17 protein-coding genes, 2 pseudogenes and 1 riboswitch are annotated in these 16,229 nt (G+C 71.4%); of the genes and pseudogenes, 3 read left to right on the top strand and 16 right to left on the bottom strand.

The window, feature by feature from the left end:
* Positions 1–23 precede the first annotated feature (23 nt).
* From HW130_RS31960 to HW130_RS32005, 10 genes and pseudogenes are all read right to left on the bottom strand, one after another.
* Positions 24–482 (bottom strand): PH domain-containing protein, encoded by a 459-nt coding sequence (locus HW130_RS31960; protein WP_177153269.1) that lies wholly within the window; start codon positions 480–482, stop codon positions 24–26.
* Positions 483–497: 15 nt separating this feature from the next.
* Positions 498–1,346, bottom strand: coding sequence for an ATP phosphoribosyltransferase (hisG, locus tag HW130_RS31965; RefSeq protein ID WP_177153270.1), 849 nt, complete (start codon positions 1,344–1,346; stop codon positions 498–500).
* 50 nt (positions 1,347–1,396) lie between these two features.
* The gene (locus HW130_RS31970) at positions 1,397–1,669 is read right to left on the bottom strand and encodes a phosphoribosyl-ATP diphosphatase (RefSeq protein ID WP_011027788.1); all 273 of its coding nucleotides are present in this window, start codon (positions 1,667–1,669) and stop codon (positions 1,397–1,399) included.
* A 33-nt stretch (positions 1,670–1,702) separates the two neighbouring features.
* On the bottom strand, positions 1,703–2,188 hold the full coding sequence (gene ribH / locus HW130_RS31975; protein WP_177153271.1) for a 6,7-dimethyl-8-ribityllumazine synthase: 486 nt from the start codon (positions 2,186–2,188) through the stop codon (positions 1,703–1,705).
* A gap of 31 nt (positions 2,189–2,219) precedes the next feature.
* Positions 2,220–3,590, bottom strand: a complete 1,371-nt coding sequence (locus tag HW130_RS31980) for a bifunctional 3,4-dihydroxy-2-butanone-4-phosphate synthase/GTP cyclohydrolase II (RefSeq protein WP_177153272.1) — start codon at positions 3,588–3,590, stop codon at positions 2,220–2,222.
* Complete coding sequence (locus tag HW130_RS31985) at positions 3,587–4,240, bottom strand: nicotinamide mononucleotide transporter family protein (RefSeq protein WP_177153273.1); 654 nt, start codon at positions 4,238–4,240, stop codon at positions 3,587–3,589. Before HW130_RS31985 ends, HW130_RS31980 begins: the two co-directional genes overlap by 4 nt.
* The gene (locus HW130_RS31990) at positions 4,237–4,845 is read right to left on the bottom strand and encodes a riboflavin synthase (protein ID WP_177153274.1); all 609 of its coding nucleotides are present in this window, start codon (positions 4,843–4,845) and stop codon (positions 4,237–4,239) included. Before HW130_RS31990 ends, HW130_RS31985 begins: the two co-directional genes overlap by 4 nt.
* A complete protein-coding gene (gene ribD / locus HW130_RS31995; RefSeq protein ID WP_309140644.1) occupies positions 4,846–5,919 on the bottom strand; it encodes a bifunctional diaminohydroxyphosphoribosylaminopyrimidine deaminase/5-amino-6-(5-phosphoribosylamino)uracil reductase RibD in 1,074 nt (357 codons plus the stop codon).
* A gap of 161 nt (positions 5,920–6,080) precedes the next feature.
* A riboswitch (FMN riboswitch) is annotated at positions 6,081–6,211 on the bottom strand.
* Between the two features lie 230 nt (positions 6,212–6,441).
* A pseudogene (locus HW130_RS36855) lies at positions 6,442–6,606 on the bottom strand (hypothetical protein); the annotation flags it as partial.
* Positions 6,603–7,772 (bottom strand): ROK family transcriptional regulator, encoded by a 1,170-nt coding sequence (locus HW130_RS32005; protein ID WP_177153276.1) that lies wholly within the window; start codon positions 7,770–7,772, stop codon positions 6,603–6,605. The gene HW130_RS32005 and the pseudogene HW130_RS36855, both read right to left, overlap by 4 nt.
* A 112-nt stretch (positions 7,773–7,884) precedes the next feature.
* Here HW130_RS32005 and HW130_RS32010 point away from each other — a divergent pair, with 112 nt between their 5' ends.
* The gene (locus HW130_RS32010) at positions 7,885–9,102 is read left to right on the top strand and encodes an MFS transporter (protein ID WP_177153277.1); all 1,218 of its coding nucleotides are present in this window, start codon (positions 7,885–7,887) and stop codon (positions 9,100–9,102) included.
* Here HW130_RS32010 and HW130_RS36420 read toward each other — a convergent pair.
* Positions 9,062–9,169 (bottom strand): annotated as a pseudogene (locus HW130_RS36420) (acyl-CoA thioesterase); the annotation flags it as partial. The gene HW130_RS32010 and the pseudogene HW130_RS36420 sit on opposite strands and share 41 nt — an antisense overlap.
* Positions 9,170–9,392: 223 nt before the next feature.
* Between HW130_RS36420 and HW130_RS32015 the strand changes: the two are divergent.
* A complete protein-coding gene (locus HW130_RS32015; protein ID WP_177153278.1) occupies positions 9,393–10,097 on the top strand; it encodes a DUF5995 family protein in 705 nt (234 codons plus the stop codon).
* 46 nt (positions 10,098–10,143) lie between these two features.
* Here HW130_RS32015 and HW130_RS32020 read toward each other — a convergent pair whose 3' ends face one another.
* The 4 genes from HW130_RS32020 to HW130_RS32035 form a co-directional block, all read right to left on the bottom strand.
* On the bottom strand, positions 10,144–11,841 hold the full coding sequence (locus tag HW130_RS32020; RefSeq protein ID WP_177153279.1) for an NAD(P)/FAD-dependent oxidoreductase: 1,698 nt from the start codon (positions 11,839–11,841) through the stop codon (positions 10,144–10,146).
* Between the two features lie 62 nt (positions 11,842–11,903).
* On the bottom strand, positions 11,904–12,701 hold the full coding sequence (locus tag HW130_RS32025; protein WP_177153280.1) for a carbon-nitrogen hydrolase family protein: 798 nt from the start codon (positions 12,699–12,701) through the stop codon (positions 11,904–11,906).
* A gap of 170 nt (positions 12,702–12,871) precedes the next feature.
* The gene (locus HW130_RS32030; protein ID WP_177153281.1) at positions 12,872–13,327 is read right to left on the bottom strand and encodes an Lrp/AsnC family transcriptional regulator; all 456 of its coding nucleotides are present in this window, start codon (positions 13,325–13,327) and stop codon (positions 12,872–12,874) included.
* Positions 13,328–13,337: 10 nt separating this feature from the next.
* Positions 13,338–14,816 carry an amino acid transporter gene (locus HW130_RS32035; RefSeq protein WP_177153282.1) on the bottom strand — a complete coding sequence of 493 codons (1,479 nt, stop codon included), beginning with the start codon at positions 14,814–14,816 and terminating at the stop codon, positions 13,338–13,340.
* A 314-nt stretch (positions 14,817–15,130) separates the two neighbouring features.
* Here HW130_RS32035 and HW130_RS32040 point away from each other — a divergent pair, with 314 nt between their 5' ends.
* The gene (locus HW130_RS32040; protein WP_177153283.1) at positions 15,131–15,532 is read left to right on the top strand and encodes an ATP-binding protein; all 402 of its coding nucleotides are present in this window, start codon (positions 15,131–15,133) and stop codon (positions 15,530–15,532) included.
* Between the two features lie 147 nt (positions 15,533–15,679).
* On the opposite strand, the gene HW130_RS32045 is transcribed toward HW130_RS32040, so the two are convergent.
* Positions 15,680–16,229, bottom strand: a 550-nt coding sequence (locus HW130_RS32045) for a sigma-70 family RNA polymerase sigma factor (protein WP_177153284.1), incomplete at its 5' end; no start/stop codon positions are given.

The raw sequence follows: 16,229 nt of genomic DNA on the forward strand, positions 1-16,229 counted from the left end.
CCGACTGATCCAAACGAAACTGCCTAGTCGTCGTCCGGGCGGGTGCCGTGGGTTTCGGCGAGGGCACGCAGGGCGCGGGCGTCGTCGATGGCCTGGGCCTTGGCGATGCCCGGCTGGATGCCGAGGGCCGGCAGGCTCGTGCCGTCGCTGAGGTCGAGGAAGACCCAGGGGTCACCGGGTCGCAGGTTGACGCGCAGGATCTCGGGCCAGGCGAGCCGCCGCGTCCGGGTGAGGTTGACGACGGTCACCCCGTCCTCGTCGGCGACCACCTTCGGCCTGCTGAGCAGCGCCAGCACGCCGAAGAAGAGCAGCGCGGTGAAGATGAAGCTCACCCGCTCCGGACCGCTGAGGCGTTCGAGGAGGAGGGTGACGGCGATGAGAACGGTGCACATCACCGCGCCCACGGTGAGCAGGACGATCCGGGTGCGGGTCGGCCTGAAGGTGACCGGGAGCGCGGGGACGCGGGGTGTCGCGGTGGGCATGTGTCGGGCCGTCCCTCAGAGCCGGCAGGCGTGGATGGCCGTGGTGAGGATGGCCCGCGCGCCGAGCGCGTACAGGTCGTCCATGATCCGCTGGGCCTCCTTGGCGGCGACCATCGAGCGGACGGCGACCCAGCCCTCGTGGTGGAGCGGGGAGATGGTCGGCGACTCGAGCCCGGGGGTGAGCGCGACGGCCTGCTCCAGATTCTCGACGCGGCAGTCGTAGTCCATCATCACGTAGCTGCGGGCGACGAGGACGCCCTGGAGACGCCGCAGGAACTGCTGCACCTGCGGGTCCTCGGCGTCGGCTCCGGTGCGCCGGATGACGACGGCCTCCGAGGTCATGATCGGCTCGCCGATCACTTCGAGGCCCGCGTTGCGCAGGCTGGTGCCCGTCTCGACGACGTCCGCGATGACCTGGGCGACACCCAGCTCGATCGCGGTCTCGACAGCGCCGTCGAGGTGGACGACGGAGGCGTCGACGCCGTTGTCGGCGAGGTGTTTGTCGACGATGCCCTCGTAGGAGGTGGCGATCGTCATGCCGCCGAAGTCCTGGACTCCCTTCGCGGTGCCGGGCTTGGTGGCGTAGCGGAAGGTGGAGCGGGCGAAGCCCAGCTGGAGGATCTCCTCGGCGTTCGCACCGGAGTCCAGCAGCAGGTCTCGGCCGGTGATGCCGATGTCGAGCTTGCCGGAGCTGACGTAGATCGCGATGTCGCGGGGGCGCAGGTAGAAGAACTCGACCTCGTTCTCGGGGTCGACGAGGACGAGTTCCTTGGACTCCTTGCGCTGCTGGTAGCCGGCCTCATGGAGCATCGCCGACGCAGGTCCGGACAGTGAACCCTTGTTGGGGACGGCGATGCGCAGCATGAGACGGGCTTCCTTTGTTCGCGTGGGCTGTACGTACGGGCGGGGCGGGCTCAGAGGTGGGCGTAGACGTCGTCGAGGGAGATCCCGCGCGCGACCATCATCACCTGGACGTGGTACAGCAGCTGGGAGATCTCCTCGGCGGCGGCGTCCTTGCCCTCGTACTCGGCGGCCATCCACACTTCGGCGGCCTCCTCGACGACCTTCTTGCCGATGGCGTGCACGCCCTTGTCCACCAGCTCGGCGGTGCGGGAGGTGGCGGGGTCGCCGTTGGCGGCCTTGTGCTGGAGCTCGGTGAAGAGCTCCTCGAACGTCTTCTTGGACATGGTGCTCCCACCCTACGCGGAAGTGGGCTCTCCTCAGCGCCAGGGTTCGGATACTGAACGCAGGATGGTCGCGGTGGCCACGGCGGCGGTGACCGCTTCGTGCCCCTTGTCCTCGTTCGACCCTTCCAGTCCGGCCCGGTCGAGCGCCTGCTCCTCGGTGTCGCAGGTCAGTACGCCGAAGCCGACCGGGACGCCCGTGTCGATGGACACCTGGGTGAGGCCCTGGGTGACGCCCTGGCACACGTACTCGAAGTGGGGAGTGCCGCCGCGGATGACGACGCCGAGCGCCACGATCGCGTCGTAGCCGCGGCCGGCGAGGACCTTGGCCACGACCGGCAGCTCGAAGCTACCGGGGACCCGCAGGAGGGTCGGCTCGTCGATGCCGAGCTCGTGGAGGGCGCGCAGGGCGCCGTCGACGAGTCCGTCCATGATCTTCTCGTGCCACTGCGCCGCGATCACGGCGACCCGGAGGTCGCCGCAGTTCTTCACGCTCAGTTCGGGTGCGCCCTTGCCGCTCACGTACGTGTCTCCTTGTTGCTCTGTGGCTGTCTTACTGGTTGTTGCAGGGGGACGTGCCGGCGGCGTCGAGCCAGGGCAGGTCGTGGCCCATCCGGTCCCGCTTGGTGCGCAGGTACCGCAGGTTGTGCTCGCCCGCCTTCACGGGCATCGGCTCGCGTCCGAGGACGGCGATGCCGTGCCGGATGAGCGCGGCGGTCTTGTCGGGGTTGTTGGTCATCAGCCGTGTGCTGCGAACCCCGAGGTCGGCGAGGATCTGCGCCCCGGCCGCGTAGTCGCGGGCGTCGGCGGGCAGTCCGAGCTCCAGATTGGCGTCCAGGGTGTCGCGGCCGCGCTCCTGGAGCTCGTACGCCCGCAGCTTGGACAGCAGTCCGATGCCACGGCCCTCGTGACCGCGCAGGTAGACGACGACGCCGCGGCCGGCCTCGGTGATGCGGTCCATGGAGGCCTCCAGCTGGGGCCCGCAGTCGCAGCGCAGCGAGTGGAAGATGTCGCCGGTCAGGCACTCGGAGTGGACGCGCACGAGCACGTCCTCGCCGTCGCCGAGCTCGCCGTGGACGAGGGCGACGTGCTCGACGCCGTCGATGGTGGAGCGGTAGCCGTAGGCGGTGAACTGCCCGTGGGCGGTGGGCAGGTTGACCTCCGCCTCACGCTTGACGGTCGGCTCGGAGCTGCGGCGGTAGGCGATCAGGTCCTCGATGGAGATGATCGTCAGGCCGTGCTTGCGGGCGAACGGGACGAGTTCGGGCAGCCGCAGCATGACGCCGTCCTCACCGGCGATCTCGACGATCGCGCCGGCCGGGCGCAGCCCCGCGAGCCGTGCGAGGTCGACGGCGGCCTCGGTGTGGCCGGGACGGGTCAGCACACCGCCGGGCTTGGCACGCAGCGGGAAGATGTGCCCGGGCCGCACGAAGTCGGACGGGCCGGCCTGCCCGCCGGCCAGCAGCCGGAGTGTGGTGGCGCGGTCGGAGGCGGAGATGCCGGTGGTGACGCCGTAGGCGGGGCCCGCGTCGACGGAGACGGTGAAGGCCGTCTGCATCGACTCGGTGTTGTTGCCCACCATCTGGGGCAGCTCCAGGCGCTCCAGCTCGTCGCTCTCCATCGGGGCGCAGATGAGCCCGCGGCACTCGCTCATCATGAAGGCGATGATCTCGGGCGTGGCCTTCTCGGCGGCGATGACGAGGTCGCCCTCGTTCTCGCGGTCCTCGTCGTCGACGACGACGACCGGGCGGCCCGCGGCGATGTCGCGTATGGCCTGCTCGACGGGGTCGAGCGCGAGATCCTCGAAGCTGTCGGCGGCGTACCAGGTCTGGACCCCAGGGGCGGCGCGGTGGGGCTCCCCCCAGGCCGAAGACGCCGGGGAAGCCTCCGGCAGGGCGGTGGTGGGTGACGGGCGGGCAGTCATGCTGCGACTCCTTCCAGAGCGGGCGCGGCACTCCGGCGAGAGCGCTGCCACCAGTCGTAGGCGCCCCACACGACGAGGGCGAAGTAGATCACGTAGACGAGGCCGGAGAAGGCGAGGCCGCTGCTGAAGGCGAGCGGCACGCCGACGAGGTCGACCAGCAGCCAGGCGAACCAGAACTCGACCAGGCCGCGGGCCTGGGCGACCATCGCGACCAGCGTGCCGACGAAGATGTACGCGTCGGCCCACGGGCTCCAGGACAGCGACGGGAACGCGGTGAACAGGCCGCCTACCGCGAGCGTGCCGAGCACGGCGCCGGCGGCGAGCCAGCCGCGCTCCTTCCAGGAGGCGAACCGGACGGCGATGGAGCCGTCCTGGGCCTGCCGGCGACCGCGGGTCCACTGGTGCCAGCCCCAGGCGGCCACGCCGATGACCAGGAGCTGCTTGCCGACGCCGCCGCTGAGATGGGCGGAGGCGTACGCCCCGACGAGGATGACCCCGGACAGCAGCTGCGCGGGCCAGGTGAGGACGGAGCGGCGCCAGCCGAGGGCGAGCGCGACGAGCCCGATGGTGTTGCCGATCATGTCGGACCACATGATGTGCTGCCCGAAGAGGGTGAACGCCTCCGTGTTGAGCCAGCTCAGCGCGCTCACTTCGCGCTCTCCCTCGGGTCCGCGCCGAGCAGCCGCTCGACGTACTTGGCGATGACGTCGACCTCGAGGTTGACCGGGTCGCCGCTCTGCTTGACGCCGAGCGTGGTCAGGGCGAGCGTCGTGGGGATCAGGCTGATCGTGAAGTAGTCGGGGCCCGCTTCGACGACGGTGAGGCTCACGCCGTCGACGGTGATGGAGCCCTTCTCGACGACGTACCGGGCCAGCTCGGCGGGGAGGGAGACCTTCACGATCTCCCAGTGCTCCGAGGGCGTGCGCTCGACGATGGTGCCGGTGCCGTCGACGTGCCCCTGGACGATGTGGCCGCCGAAGCGTCCGTCGGCCACCATCGGGCGCTCCAGGTTGACGCGGGAGCCGGTGGTGAGGGCCCCGAGGCTGGAGCGCTTGAGCGTCTCGGCCATCACGTCGGCGGTGAACTCGCCGTCGCCGGTCTCCACGACGGTGAGGCAGACACCGTTGACGGCGATCGAGTCGCCGTGCTTGGCCCCTTCGGTGACGACGGGTCCGCGCAGGCGGAAGCGGGAGGCGTCGCCGAGGTTCTCGACGGCGGTGACCTCACCCAGCTCTTCGACGATTCCGGTGAACACTCAAGCTCCCTTGGTGACGGTCGCGGTGATGCGCAGATCGGGTCCGATGCGCACGATCTCGGTGACGTCGAGCCGCAACGCTTCGGCGATGGTGGTGATTCCGGCGTCGGCGAGGGCCGCGGGGCCCGCGCCGAGGAGTGCGGGCGCGAGATAGCCGACGACGCGGTCGACGGCGTTCGCGTTGACGAAGGCTCCGGCGAGGGTCGGGCCGCCTTCGAGGAGGACGGAGCGGACGCCGCGCTCGTGCAGCCCGGCGAGCAGCGCAGGCACGGACAGCCCGCGCTCGGCGCGCGGCAGGCGCAGGACGTCGGACAGGTCGCTCTCGGCGTCCTCGGCGATCGCGACGAGCGTGGGCGCCGCGTCGTCGAGCACGCGCGCGCCGGGCCGCACCGCCACGGCGTCGCTGTCGACGACGACCCGCAGGGGCTGGGTCGCGCCCTCGACGCCGCGCACCGCGAGGTGGGGGTCGTCGGCCCGCATGGTGCCCGAGCCGACGACGACCGCGTCGGACTCGGCGCGCAGGCGGTGCACATCGGCCCGGGACTCCGGCGAGCTGATCCAGCGGCTGGTGCCGTCGGCCGCGGCGATGCGGCCGTCGAGGGTGGCCGCGTACTTCCAGGTGACGTGGGGGCGGCCGAGGCGTACGGAAGTGAGCCAGGCGGCGTTGCCGGCCTCGGCCTCGTCCTCCAGGAGCCCTTGCTCGACCCGGATCCCGGCGGCGCGCAGGGTGTCGGCACCGCCGGTGGCCTGCGGGGTCGGGTCGGCGACCGCGTACACGACACGGGCGACACCGGCCTCGATCAGGGCCTGTGCGCAGGGGCCGGTGCGTCCGGTGTGGTTGCAGGGTTCGAGGGTGACGTACGCGGTGCCGCCGCGGGCCAGGTCGCCGGCGGCGCGCAGGGCGTTGACCTCGGCGTGCCGTCCGCCGGCGCGCTGGTGGAAGCCCTCGCCGACGACGCGTCCGGCGGCGTCGGTGACGACGCATCCGACGACCGGGTTGGGGCTGGTGGAGCCGAGACCGCGGGCGGCGAGCGTGATCGCCCGTCGCATGGCGTGCGTGTCGGCTGTGGCCACCGGGTCCTCCTGCCTCATTCGGGCACGGACTCCGGGGCCTGTCGGTGACGACAGAGAGCGGGAAACAACACCGCACGGGGAACGCCGAGGCCGATGGCACAGGATCGCCGCGAACGTCGATCCGTAGCCGTACGGCCGGCACACCCATGAGGGGTCACCCGCCGCGCACTGCCTCCCATCCGGACTTTAACCGTCGGTCCAGGAATTTCACCTGGTCAACCGGCCGCTGGCTGCGGACGGGTCGCGGACTGTAACCGCCGGTTCGGAATTGCACCGACCCCGGAGTGCGCTGCTGCTGATACAGGGCCAGTGTGCCATGCCGGACGCTCGGCCATGCGGGTGAACGCTGTGGACTGACTCACACATGACACAGTCCGACGGAATGGTCCAGACATATTGAGGCATGCGGTCCGGCCGTTTTCGCCTCTGTATCAGCTTCCCAGGCGGGAATTGACCAAGTACGGCGACCGCGCGTCGGCATGTCCCCGAGCCACAACTCCAGGCCTCTGACCGGATGTTGCGGGAGCCGTTGCGGTCTGCGTGAGCAACGAATCCGCAGGACCGGCACGCGAAGAGGGCCTGGGAGTGCCCCAGACGGGCTGATTCCGCTCCGCGAGGGGATACCGTCCACGACCGCCAGGCCGTAGGGGGAGGGCGGGTCGGGGAAACGCCCCGCGCCGGCGTCACGCCCCCGCGAACAGGTCCCGTTGCGCCGCCTCGCGAGCCAGTCGCAGCGCGCCGCTCAGGACCGCCGCCCCGCCCAACTCCCCCGCACGCACCTCCGTTCGCAGCGGTGACATCCTCGCGAGCCGCGGCTCCACGCGCGACGCCAGCGCCGCGCCGCCCGCGTGGCCCACCTCTCCGCCGAGGACCACGCAGCCCGGGTCCAGCACCGACACGACCGCCGCCGCGCCCACCGCGAGGCGGTCGGCGAGGGCGTCGAGGAAGTCGTGGCGGCCGTCGGCGACGGCGGCCGCGACCACCGCCGCGGCCCGAGGTTCCGGACCCTCGGCCGGCGCCCCGATCCCATGGCGCTCCCCCAGCGCGCAGACCGCCGCCGACCCGGCCAGCGAGTGGAAACCGCCGCCGCAGTCGACCGCCGACGGCAGGCCGGCCGTCCCCGGCACGGGCAGGAAGCCGATCTCGCCCGCTCCGCCGGACGCGCCCCTGCGCAGCCGTCCGTCGAGGAACAGCGCCGCGCCGACGCCGTGGCCCAGCCAGAGGAAGGCGAACGTCTCCCGGTCGCGCGCCGCACCGGAGCGCTGCTCGGCCAGGGCCGCGAGGTTCGTCTCGTTCTCGACGACCACCTGTGCGGGGAGCCGCTCCTGGAGCGCGGTGACCAGACGCCGGTGCCAGGCGGGCAGCCCGCTGGACTCGCGTAGCTCTCCGGCGACCGGGTCGATCAGTCCCGGTGCCCCGATGCCCACGCTGTGCAGGCGGGCGGCACCGGCGTCCCGGACGGCGCGCTCCAGGAGCGCGGCGGCCTGTTCGACGGCGGGTTCGGTGCCGGTGTCACCGTCGATGGGCAGCGTGGCCTCGGCCAGCGTGGTCCCGAGCAGGTCGGCGACCACGACGGAGACGCTCTGCGTGCGGACGTCGAGGGCGGCGAGATGCGCGCGGTCGGCGACGATCCCGTACAGGCGGGCGTTGGGCCCGCGCCGGTCCGCGCCCGCCTCGCCGACGACGCGGACGAGGCCGGAGCCCTGGAGCCGCTCCACCAGGTCGGCGACGGTCGGCCTGGACAGGCCGGTGAGGCTCTTCAGCTGACCTGCCGTCAACGGGCCCTCCTGCTGGAGGAGTTCCAGGGCGAGCCGGTCGTTGATGGCCCGGGCGGTGCTCGGGGATGCGGGCATGCCGGAATCCTTCCAGAGGACCCCGGCCGCTCAGAGGAGCACGGAACCCAGTAACTATCAGGAAGGGTCCCTGATAGTTTACCGCTCAAGGTACTCGGGGAGGGATATCCGCATGTCGAGGGAAATGGCCACGGAGCCGGGCCGACTGAAACGCGCCCGCGTCGCCGTCGCCGCCGTCTTCTGTGTGCACGGCGCCGTGACCGGCAGCTTCGCGACCCGCATCCCCTGGATCCAGGACCACGCGGGCGTCGGTGCGGGCCAGTTGGGACTTGCGCTGGCGTTCCCCGCGCTCGGCGCGTCCGTGGCGATGCCGCTGGCCGGGGCGATCAGTCACCGCTTCGGGGCGCGGACCGCGCTGCGCGGACTGCTCGCGCTGTGGACGCTGAGCCTGGTCCTCCCGTCCCTCGCGCCGAACCTCTTCACCCTGTGCGCCGCGCTGTTCGCGTTCGGCGCGACCGCGGGCATGTCGGACGTGGCGATGAACGCCCTGGGCGTGGAGATCGAGAACCGCCTCGACCGCTCGATCATGTCCGGGCTGCACGGCATGTGGAGTGCGGGCGCGCTGATCGGCTCGGCGGGCGGCACGCTCGCCGCCCACCTGGGCAGCGACGCCCGCCTCCACCACGTGCTCGCGGCCGCGACGCTCACCGCGCTCGGGCTGTTCGCCTGCCAGGGCGTCCTGGACCTGCGCAGTACCCCCGACGAGGAGCCGCCGCCGCGCTTCGCGCTGCCGCCCAGGTCGGCGCTGGTCATCGGCGCGATCGGATTCTGCGCGGTGTTCGCGGAGGGCGCGAGCCTGGACTGGTCCGCGGTCTACCTGCGCGACGTGCTGGACACGTCGCCGGGGCTCGCCGCCGCGTCGACCACGGCCTTCGCGCTGACGATGGCCGTGGCGCGGCTCGCCGGCGACCGGATCGTCGACCGGTTCGGGCCGGTGCGCACAGTGCGCGTCGGCGGTGTGCTGGCGACGGCGGGCGGGCTGCTGGTGGTCGTCGCGCCCCGACCCGAGGTGGCGTTGTGCGGCTTCGGGCTGATCGGCCTGGGGGTCGCGGTCGTCGTGCCGCTGGCCTTCGCGGCCGCGGGCCGCAGCGGGCCGAACCCGAGCCAGGCGATCGCGGGCGTCGCCACCATCACCTACACGTCCGGGCTCATCGCGCCGTCGGCGATCGGCGCCGTCGCCGACGCGACCAGCCTCGTCGTCTCCTTCGGCCTGGTGACCGCGCTCGCGCTCGGGCTGGTGCTGGGCGCGGGCGTGCTGCGGACGGCAGGCCGGGAGAGCCTGAAGGTCGTCACTCCGCAGGACGCAGCAGTACCGGGCCGACGCCCCTGAACCGCTCGCTCCAGGGCGCGGGCCGCAGGCTGCCGGCGTCCAGCCGGACGAGCGAGCGCCCGCGAGCCGTGCGCGTCGTCGTGCGGTCGCCCAGAGCGACGCTCGCCACAGGAGCGGATGAAGGAGCAGGAGCCCCTGCTGGACTCCGGGACCTCCTCGTACGACGCGAAGGACGCCGAGGACGCCCGGAGCAGGCCCGGCGCGGGTGCCTAGAGGCGCCTCGTCCTCCTTTCCGGGGAAGCCGCGGCCCGTCACCGCGCCGCCGGGCCGCGGCCTGGGACCCTGCCTCCATGGCGCAGAGTGAACAGCTCGCAGTGCTACCGGGCGACGGCCCGGCGGCGGTCGACTCGGTGGTGCGGCGGATGCTCGCGTACGGCTCCGCCTGGCCGGCCGGGGACGGCCTCGCTGTGTTCAACCGCGTCTATCTCGCGGTCACCCTGGAGATCGGCCGGCACATCGACGACGGCCTGTTCGCCGACCGGCGGGCCGCCGTCACGCTCGACGTGCTGTTCGCCCGCCGCTACCTGTCGGCGCTCGACGCGGCCTCGGAGGGGCTGCGCCCGCCGGCCTGCTGGCGGCCGCTGTTCCAGTACCGCCGCCATCCCGGCGTACGGCCGCTCCAGTTCGCGCTCGCCGGGATCAACGCGCACATCGGGCACGACCTGGCGCTCGCCGTCGTCGACACCTGCCATGCGCTCGGCTGCGAACCGGCCGACCTGGAGGGCGCGTTCGACCGGGTCGGCGACGTGCTCGTGCTGCTGGAGGAACGCATCCGCGAGGACGTGATGCCCGGGCCCGACCTGCTGCAGATCGCCGACCCCCTGACGCACCTCGTCGGCTCGTGGAGCCTGGACCGCGCCAGGGAGGGCGCGTGGTCGGCGGCGCGGCTGCTGTGGGGGCTGCGTGATCTGCCGGATCTTGCCGAGGAGTTCGTCGAGCGCCTCGACGCGGGCGTCGGTCTGGTGGGCCGCTGCCTGCTGACCCCCTGGCGCTGACGCGCCCCGGCTCCGCCGGCACACGGCCGGGAGCCGGGGCGGCGGTTCAGTCCTCCGGCAGTTCGACGGGCGCGATCTCGTCGTAGAGGTCGCCGGGACCGGGGTTGGACGGGTCGGTGGACCCGCCGAGGTGGGTCATGACGCCCCAGACGGCGTTCAGCGCGGTCTGCACGGCGCCCTCGGCCCAGCCGGCCGTCCACGAGATGTCGTCGCCGGCGAGGAAGATGCCGCGCTTGTCCTCGGGCAGCCCGTCCTGCATGAAGTGGGTGAACAGGCGGCGCTGGTAGCGGTAGTGGCCGGGCAGGTTCGCCTTGAACGCGCCCATGAAGTAGGGCTCGTTCTCCCACGACACGGTCACGGGGTTGCCGATGATGTGGCTGCGGATGTCGACGTTCGGGTAGATCTCCCCGAGCGACTTGAGCATGACCTCCATCCGCTCGTTCGGGGACAGCGGCAGCCACTTCAGGCTGTCGTCGCACCAGGTGTACGACAGGCAGATCACGGCCGGCTTGTCGGGACCGTTGTCGAGCAGGTACGTGCCGCGGGTCATGCGGTCGGTGAGCGTCATCGACATCGCGTCGCGTCCGGTGATCTCGTCCTTGTCCAGCCAGAAGGGCCGGTCCACCGGGACGAACAGCTTGGAGGACTCCATGTAGTGGGTCCGCTCCATCGCCGTCCAGTGGTCGATGGGGAAGAGCGAGTCGTCGCACGCGATCTTCGACAGCAGCATCCACGACTGCGCGGTGAAGATCGCGGCCCGGTAGGTACGGATGTCACCGGAGGCGTCGGTCACCGTGATCCGGTTGCCCGCGGTGCGGTTCAGCCGGGTGACGGCGGGCCGCGGCTCTCCGTCGTGCAGCGACGACAGCGAGGTCCCGAGCGGCCAGTGGACGATCTTCTCGGGCTCGCGGTCCCACAGGCGCAGCGGGAGCTGCTGGCTGCCCTCGACGATGCCGCGGTGGTGGTCGTCGGCCTCGGAGTAGACGACGCGCAGGATCTCCAGGATGGAGTTCGGGAAGTCGGTGTCCCAGCCACCCGTGCCGAAGCCGACCTGGCCGAAGATCTCGCGGTGGCGGAAGGACTTGAAGGCCTCCGACTCGCACAGGAAGCCGTAGAAGGTCTGGTTGTCCAGCTTCTCGACGAGCTTCGCCCAGATCTCGCGGATGCGCGGTACGTCGCGCTCGCGCATGGCGCGGTTCATGTCGGAGAAGTCGGCGCCCTCCTCCAGACAGGCGTTCCAGGCGTCCATCACGTCGCGGTAGACCTGCGGCAGGTCGTCGATGGTCTCGGCGTAGTGCGACTCGCCCTTGAGGTCCACCACGGTGGAGGGGGTGCAGGGCGCGAGCGGGTTGGGGAACGGCTTGGTGGTCAGGCCCACCAGGTCGATGTAGTGCTGCAGGGCCGTGGAGGAGGGCGGGAAGCGCATGGCGCCCATCTCGGCGCTCAGCTCGTCCGTGCCGGTGCCCTCGAAGCCCACGGTGCGCAGGCGTCCGCCGATGCGATCCGCCTCGTAGACGACGGGCTTGAGGCCCATCTTCATCAGCTCGTACGCGGCGACGATGCCGGACAGACCGCCGCCGATGACGGCGACCTCGGTGCCGTGCTCGGTCGCGGGTATCTGGCCGAGCCCCGCCGGGTGGGCGAGGAAGTCGTCGTAGGCGTACGGGAAGTCCGGACCGAACATCGTGATCGGCGGCTGCTCGTCGCTGTGCTGGACGGCGGTGGTGGGCACCGTGGACGTCATGGGGTACGGACTCCTTGCACGGAAAACGATGAGGCGGGGGGAGGCGGGGAGGGGGCCGGCGGTCAGACCAGGGAGCGGTAGAGGCCGGGCCGCCGGTCGCGCAGGTAGGGGTTGTTCTCGCGCGAGGCGGCGAGGAGTGCGGGGTCGACGTCGCCGACGACGAGTTCCTCGCCTCGTCCCGCGCGGGTGCGCACGGCGCCGTCGGGGCTCGCGAGCGAGCTGAGTCCGACGAACTCGAACTCGCCCTCGGGGCCGGACCTGTTGACGTACGCGATGTACATCTGGCTCTCGAACGCCCGGACCGGTACGAGCGATTCCGCGACGAACTGGAAGGGGTGCATCTGCGCGGTGGGCACGAGGAGCAGGTCGGTGCCGGCCAGCGCATGGGCCCGGACGTTCTCGGGGAACTCCACGTCGTAGCAGATCAGCAGTCCGATGCGGATGCCGTCGAGCTCCGCCTGCACGACGGCGGTGTCACCGGGGGTGAACCACTGCTGCTCGAAGCAGCCGAAGAGGTGGGTCTTGCGGTAGTTCGCGAGCCTCTCGCCGTCCGGGCCGATCAGCTGCGCCGAGTTGTGGATCAGGTCGCCGGCGCGCTCCGGGTAGCCGTAGTGGACGGCGATGCCGTGGCGCACGGCGATCTCGGCGACGGCACGGGCGCCGGGGCCGTCGGCGGGCTCCGCCAGCTTCGGCACGTCGTCGCCGATCGCGTACCCGGTGAGGAACATCTCGGGGCACACCAGCAGGCGTGCGCCGGCGGCTGCGGCGCGGCCCGCGGCCTCGTCGAGCGCCTTCAGGTTCTCGGAGACGTCACCGGGCCGTCCGGAGCTCTGGAGCAGGGCGGTGCGCAGCGACGGCATCGGCAGACCTCTGTCGTGAAGGGGGGCGGAGGAAGAAGTGTCGGTGAGACGTCAAAAACGGTACGTTTTCGCGCTCGGCCGGGACAAGACGCAACCGTTGCGGACCGATGGACGATCCGTTGCGTCGCCGCTGCCTCCCGCGGCGATTCGTTGCGCACTCTCCGACGCGGCTACGCGGGCGCGCCCGACGAGAAGCGCCGCAGCAGCGGCGAGAGCACCAGCACCGACTTGGTGCGCTCCACGAAGGGCTCGCCCGCGATCCGTTCCAGCACCCGTTCGAAGTGGCGCATGTCGGCGGCGAAGACCTGGACGATCGCGTCCGCGTCACCGGTGACGGTGGAGGCGGACGCGATCTCCGGGTAGCGCTTGAGCCCGCGCTCGATGGCCTCGGGCGAGGTGTTGCGGCTGCAGTAGATCTCGATGAAGCCCTCGGTCTCCCAGCCGAGCGCCGCCGGGTCCACCCGTACGGTGAATCCGGTGATGGCGCCTTCCGCGCGCAGCCGGTCCACCCTGCGCTTCACGGCGGGGGCGGACAGGCCGACCATCGCTCCGATGTCGGCGTAGGAGCGGCGGGCGTCCTCGGCGAGGGCGTGGACGATGCGTTCGTCGAGATCGTTCAGTCGCACTGCGGGTGGATCACTTCTCTGCTGTGGCGAGTCGGGAGCGGCGAAGGCCGTACAGGAAGTAGAACACGAGGCCCGCGGCCATCCAGGCACCGAAGACCACCCAGGTCACGCCCGGAAGGCTGATCATCATCCAGACGCAGAACCCGAAGCCGAGCAGCGGCGTGAGCGGGAACAGCATCACCCGGAACGTCCGGTTCATGGTGGGCCGGGTGTAGCGCAGGATGACGACGGCCACGTTGACCAGCGCGAACGCGAAGAGCGTGCCGATGCTGGTGGCGTTGGCGAGTTCGCCGAGCGGGATCGTGGCGGCGAGCACCGCGCAGAAGGCGGAGACGATGAAGGTGTTGGCGCGGGGCGTTCCGGTGCGTTCGTCCACCTTGGCGAACGCCTTGGGCACGAGGCCGTCCCGGGACATGGCGAAGAGGATGCGGGTCTGGCCGTACAGCACGGCGAAGACGACGCTCGCGATGGCGACGACGGCTCCCGCCGCGAGCACCACGCTCCAGAAGCTGTGGCCGGTGACGTCCTTCATGATCTGGGCGAGCGCGGCCTCGGTGCCCTCGAAGTCCTGCCACGGCATGGCGCCGACGGCGATCAGCGCGACGAGGCAGTACAGGACGGTGACGATGAGCAGCGACAGCATGATCGCGCGCGGCAGGTCCCGCTTGGGGTTCTTCGCCTCCTCGCCGGCGGTCGACGCGGCGTCGAAGCCGATGTACGAGAAGAAGAGCGTCGCCGCCGCCGCGCTGATGCCGGTGATGCCGAGCGGGGCGAGCGGGGTGTAGTTGCCGGCCTTGATGCCGAGGAAGCCGATGCCGCAGAAGAGCAGCAGCGTCGCGATCTTGATGACGACCATGATCGTGTTGATGCGGGCGCTCTCCTTGGCGCCGCCCATCAGGAAGACCATGGCGAGAAGGACGACGATCAGCGCGGGCAGGTTGATGAAGCCGCCCTCGCCGAGGGGCGCGGCGACCGCGTCCGGGATCGTGACGCCGATCGTGCCGTCGAGCAGTTCGTTGACGTACTCGCCCCAACCGACGGCGACGGCCGCGACCGAGACGCCGTACTCCAGCACCAGACACCAGCCGCAGATCCAGGCGACGAGCTCACCCATGGTGGCGTACGAGTAGGAGTACGAGGATCCCGAGACCGGGATGGACCCGGCGAGCTCGGCGTACGACAGGGCCGAGAACAGCGCGGTCAGGCCCGCGACGACGAAGGAGACCGCGACGGCGGGGCCGGCGAGCGGGGTGGCCTCGCCGAGCACGACGAAGATGCCCGTGCCGAGCGTCGCGCCGATGCTGATCATCGTCAGCTGCCACATGGTCAGCGAGCGGCGGAGCGCTCCGCCCTCCCCCTGACCGCCCTCGGCGACCAGCAGCTCGACGGGCTTGCGGCGCATCAGCCGCGCGCCGAGGCCGGGGCCGCGGGTGAGGGTCGGGGAGGACGGTGGCTCGGTCGCGGGCGGCGCTGCTCCGTGGTCCAGCACGTCGGGGCTCCTTCATCGCTGCGGGGATCGGCGAGGGGGACCTCCGGCGGCCCGCAGGCGTGGAACCACGCAGGGGGAAGGGACCGCCGAGCAGACGGTCACCGCCACTCCTGGTACGGGGCCCGAGCCTACGAGTCCGCAGCTCACAGCCGTAATGCACCGTTGTTGCGCATTGGCGTCCGATCATTGCGCGCTGACGCGGCACACGGGGAAACATTGCGCTCGGGTGAACGAGAAGATCACCGGAGGCGTCGCAGGGGGTGTGCGGCGAGACACTCCCATAGACGCGCGCGGACCGGGTAGACGAGCCGTTGATGAACGCACAGCGCCATGTGGTGATCGAGGAATCGCCGCATCCGGAGAGCAGACACACCGCGGGGGCCCGTACGGCCACGGCGGAGTTCCTGCTGCACCACTGCCCCTGGGCGGACCTGGACGCCGTGCTGCTCGTCGTCTCGGAGCTGGTCTCCAACGCGGTCCGGCACACGGCCGGCTGGTGGCGCCTGCACCTGACGGCGGGTGCGGACACGCTCGTTGTGCAGATCGAGGACTCCAGCCCGCTGCCGCCCGTCGCGCGCCCGCCCTCCTTCTCGGGCGAGGGCGGATTCGGCTGGCACATGGTGCAGCGGCTCGCGGGCCGCGTCGAGGTCTGCCCGCAGCCGTACGGGAAGACGGTCCGGGCGACCTGGATGCGTTCGTCGGCGGCCGCCTGCTGACGCTCTCACGCACACGAGGCATCCTGCTGACGCTCTCTCACGCACAGAAACGGCGTCCTGGTCTGCCAGGACGCCGTTTCTGCCGTGGGGGGAAGGTGGTTCCGGGACGGGCGGCGGTGGTCCCGCCGCCCGTTTCCTGCGGTGGCGTCACTCCACCACGAGCAGCCCCTCACGCAGCCGCCCGGTGATCCGGGTCAGCAGCCGCGACACGTGCATCTGGGACACACCCAGCTTCTCGCCGATCTCCGACTGCGTCATCTCCTCGCCGAAGCGCATGCGCAGGATCCGCCGGTCGCGGTCGTCGAGCTCCTCGATCAGCGGCTTGAGGGCCTGCACGTTCTCCGCCGTCTCCAGGTCGGCGTCGGGTGCGCCCAGGCGGTCGGACAGCGGTGCCGCGCCGTGGTCGGAGGCGTCGTCCATGGGCATGTCGATGGATCCGGCCGTGTAGCCGTTGCTGGCGACGACGCCCTCGATGATCTCCTCCTCGTCCAGCCCGAGGTGCTCGGCGAGTTCGGCGGTGGTCGGCGTGTGGTCCAGCTTCTGGGAGAGCTCGTCGACGGCCTTCGCCAGGTCGATCCGCAACTCCTGGAGCCGGCGCGGCACATGGACGGCCCAACTGGTGTCGCGGAAGAACCGCTTGATCTCACCGACGATGTACGGGACCGCGAACGTGGCGAACTCGACCTCGCGGCTGAGC

It is taken from the genome of Streptomyces sp. PKU-EA00015 (genome assembly GCF_013387495.1).
Lineage (GTDB): Bacteria > Actinomycetota > Actinomycetes > Streptomycetales > Streptomycetaceae > Streptomyces.

What these genes read in the sequence shown, in the direction of transcription:
- HW130_RS31960 (WP_177153269.1), bottom strand. Translation starts at nt 482, where the DNA reads ATGCCCACCGCGACACCCCGCGTCCCCGCGCTCCCGGTCACCTTCAGG.
- hisG (WP_177153270.1), bottom strand. Translation starts at nt 1,346, where the DNA reads ATGCTGCGCATCGCCGTCCCCAACAAGGGTTCACTGTCCGGACCTGCG.
- HW130_RS31970 (WP_011027788.1), bottom strand. Translation starts at nt 1,669, where the DNA reads ATGTCCAAGAAGACGTTCGAGGAGCTCTTCACCGAGCTCCAGCACAAG.
- HW130_RS31980 (WP_177153272.1), bottom strand. Translation starts at nt 3,590, where the DNA reads ATGACTGCCCGCCCGTCACCCACCACCGCCCTGCCGGAGGCTTCCCCG.
- HW130_RS32005 (WP_177153276.1), bottom strand. Translation starts at nt 7,772, where the DNA reads ATGCCCGCATCCCCGAGCACCGCCCGGGCCATCAACGACCGGCTCGCC.
- HW130_RS32010 (WP_177153277.1), top strand. Translation starts at nt 7,885, where the DNA reads ATGTCGAGGGAAATGGCCACGGAGCCGGGCCGACTGAAACGCGCCCGC.
- HW130_RS32015 (WP_177153278.1), top strand. Translation starts at nt 9,393, where the DNA reads ATGGCGCAGAGTGAACAGCTCGCAGTGCTACCGGGCGACGGCCCGGCG.
- HW130_RS32020 (WP_177153279.1), bottom strand. Translation starts at nt 11,841, where the DNA reads ATGACGTCCACGGTGCCCACCACCGCCGTCCAGCACAGCGACGAGCAG.
- HW130_RS32025 (WP_177153280.1), bottom strand. Translation starts at nt 12,701, where the DNA reads ATGCCGTCGCTGCGCACCGCCCTGCTCCAGAGCTCCGGACGGCCCGGT.
- HW130_RS32040 (WP_177153283.1), top strand. Translation starts at nt 15,131, where the DNA reads ATGAACGCACAGCGCCATGTGGTGATCGAGGAATCGCCGCATCCGGAG.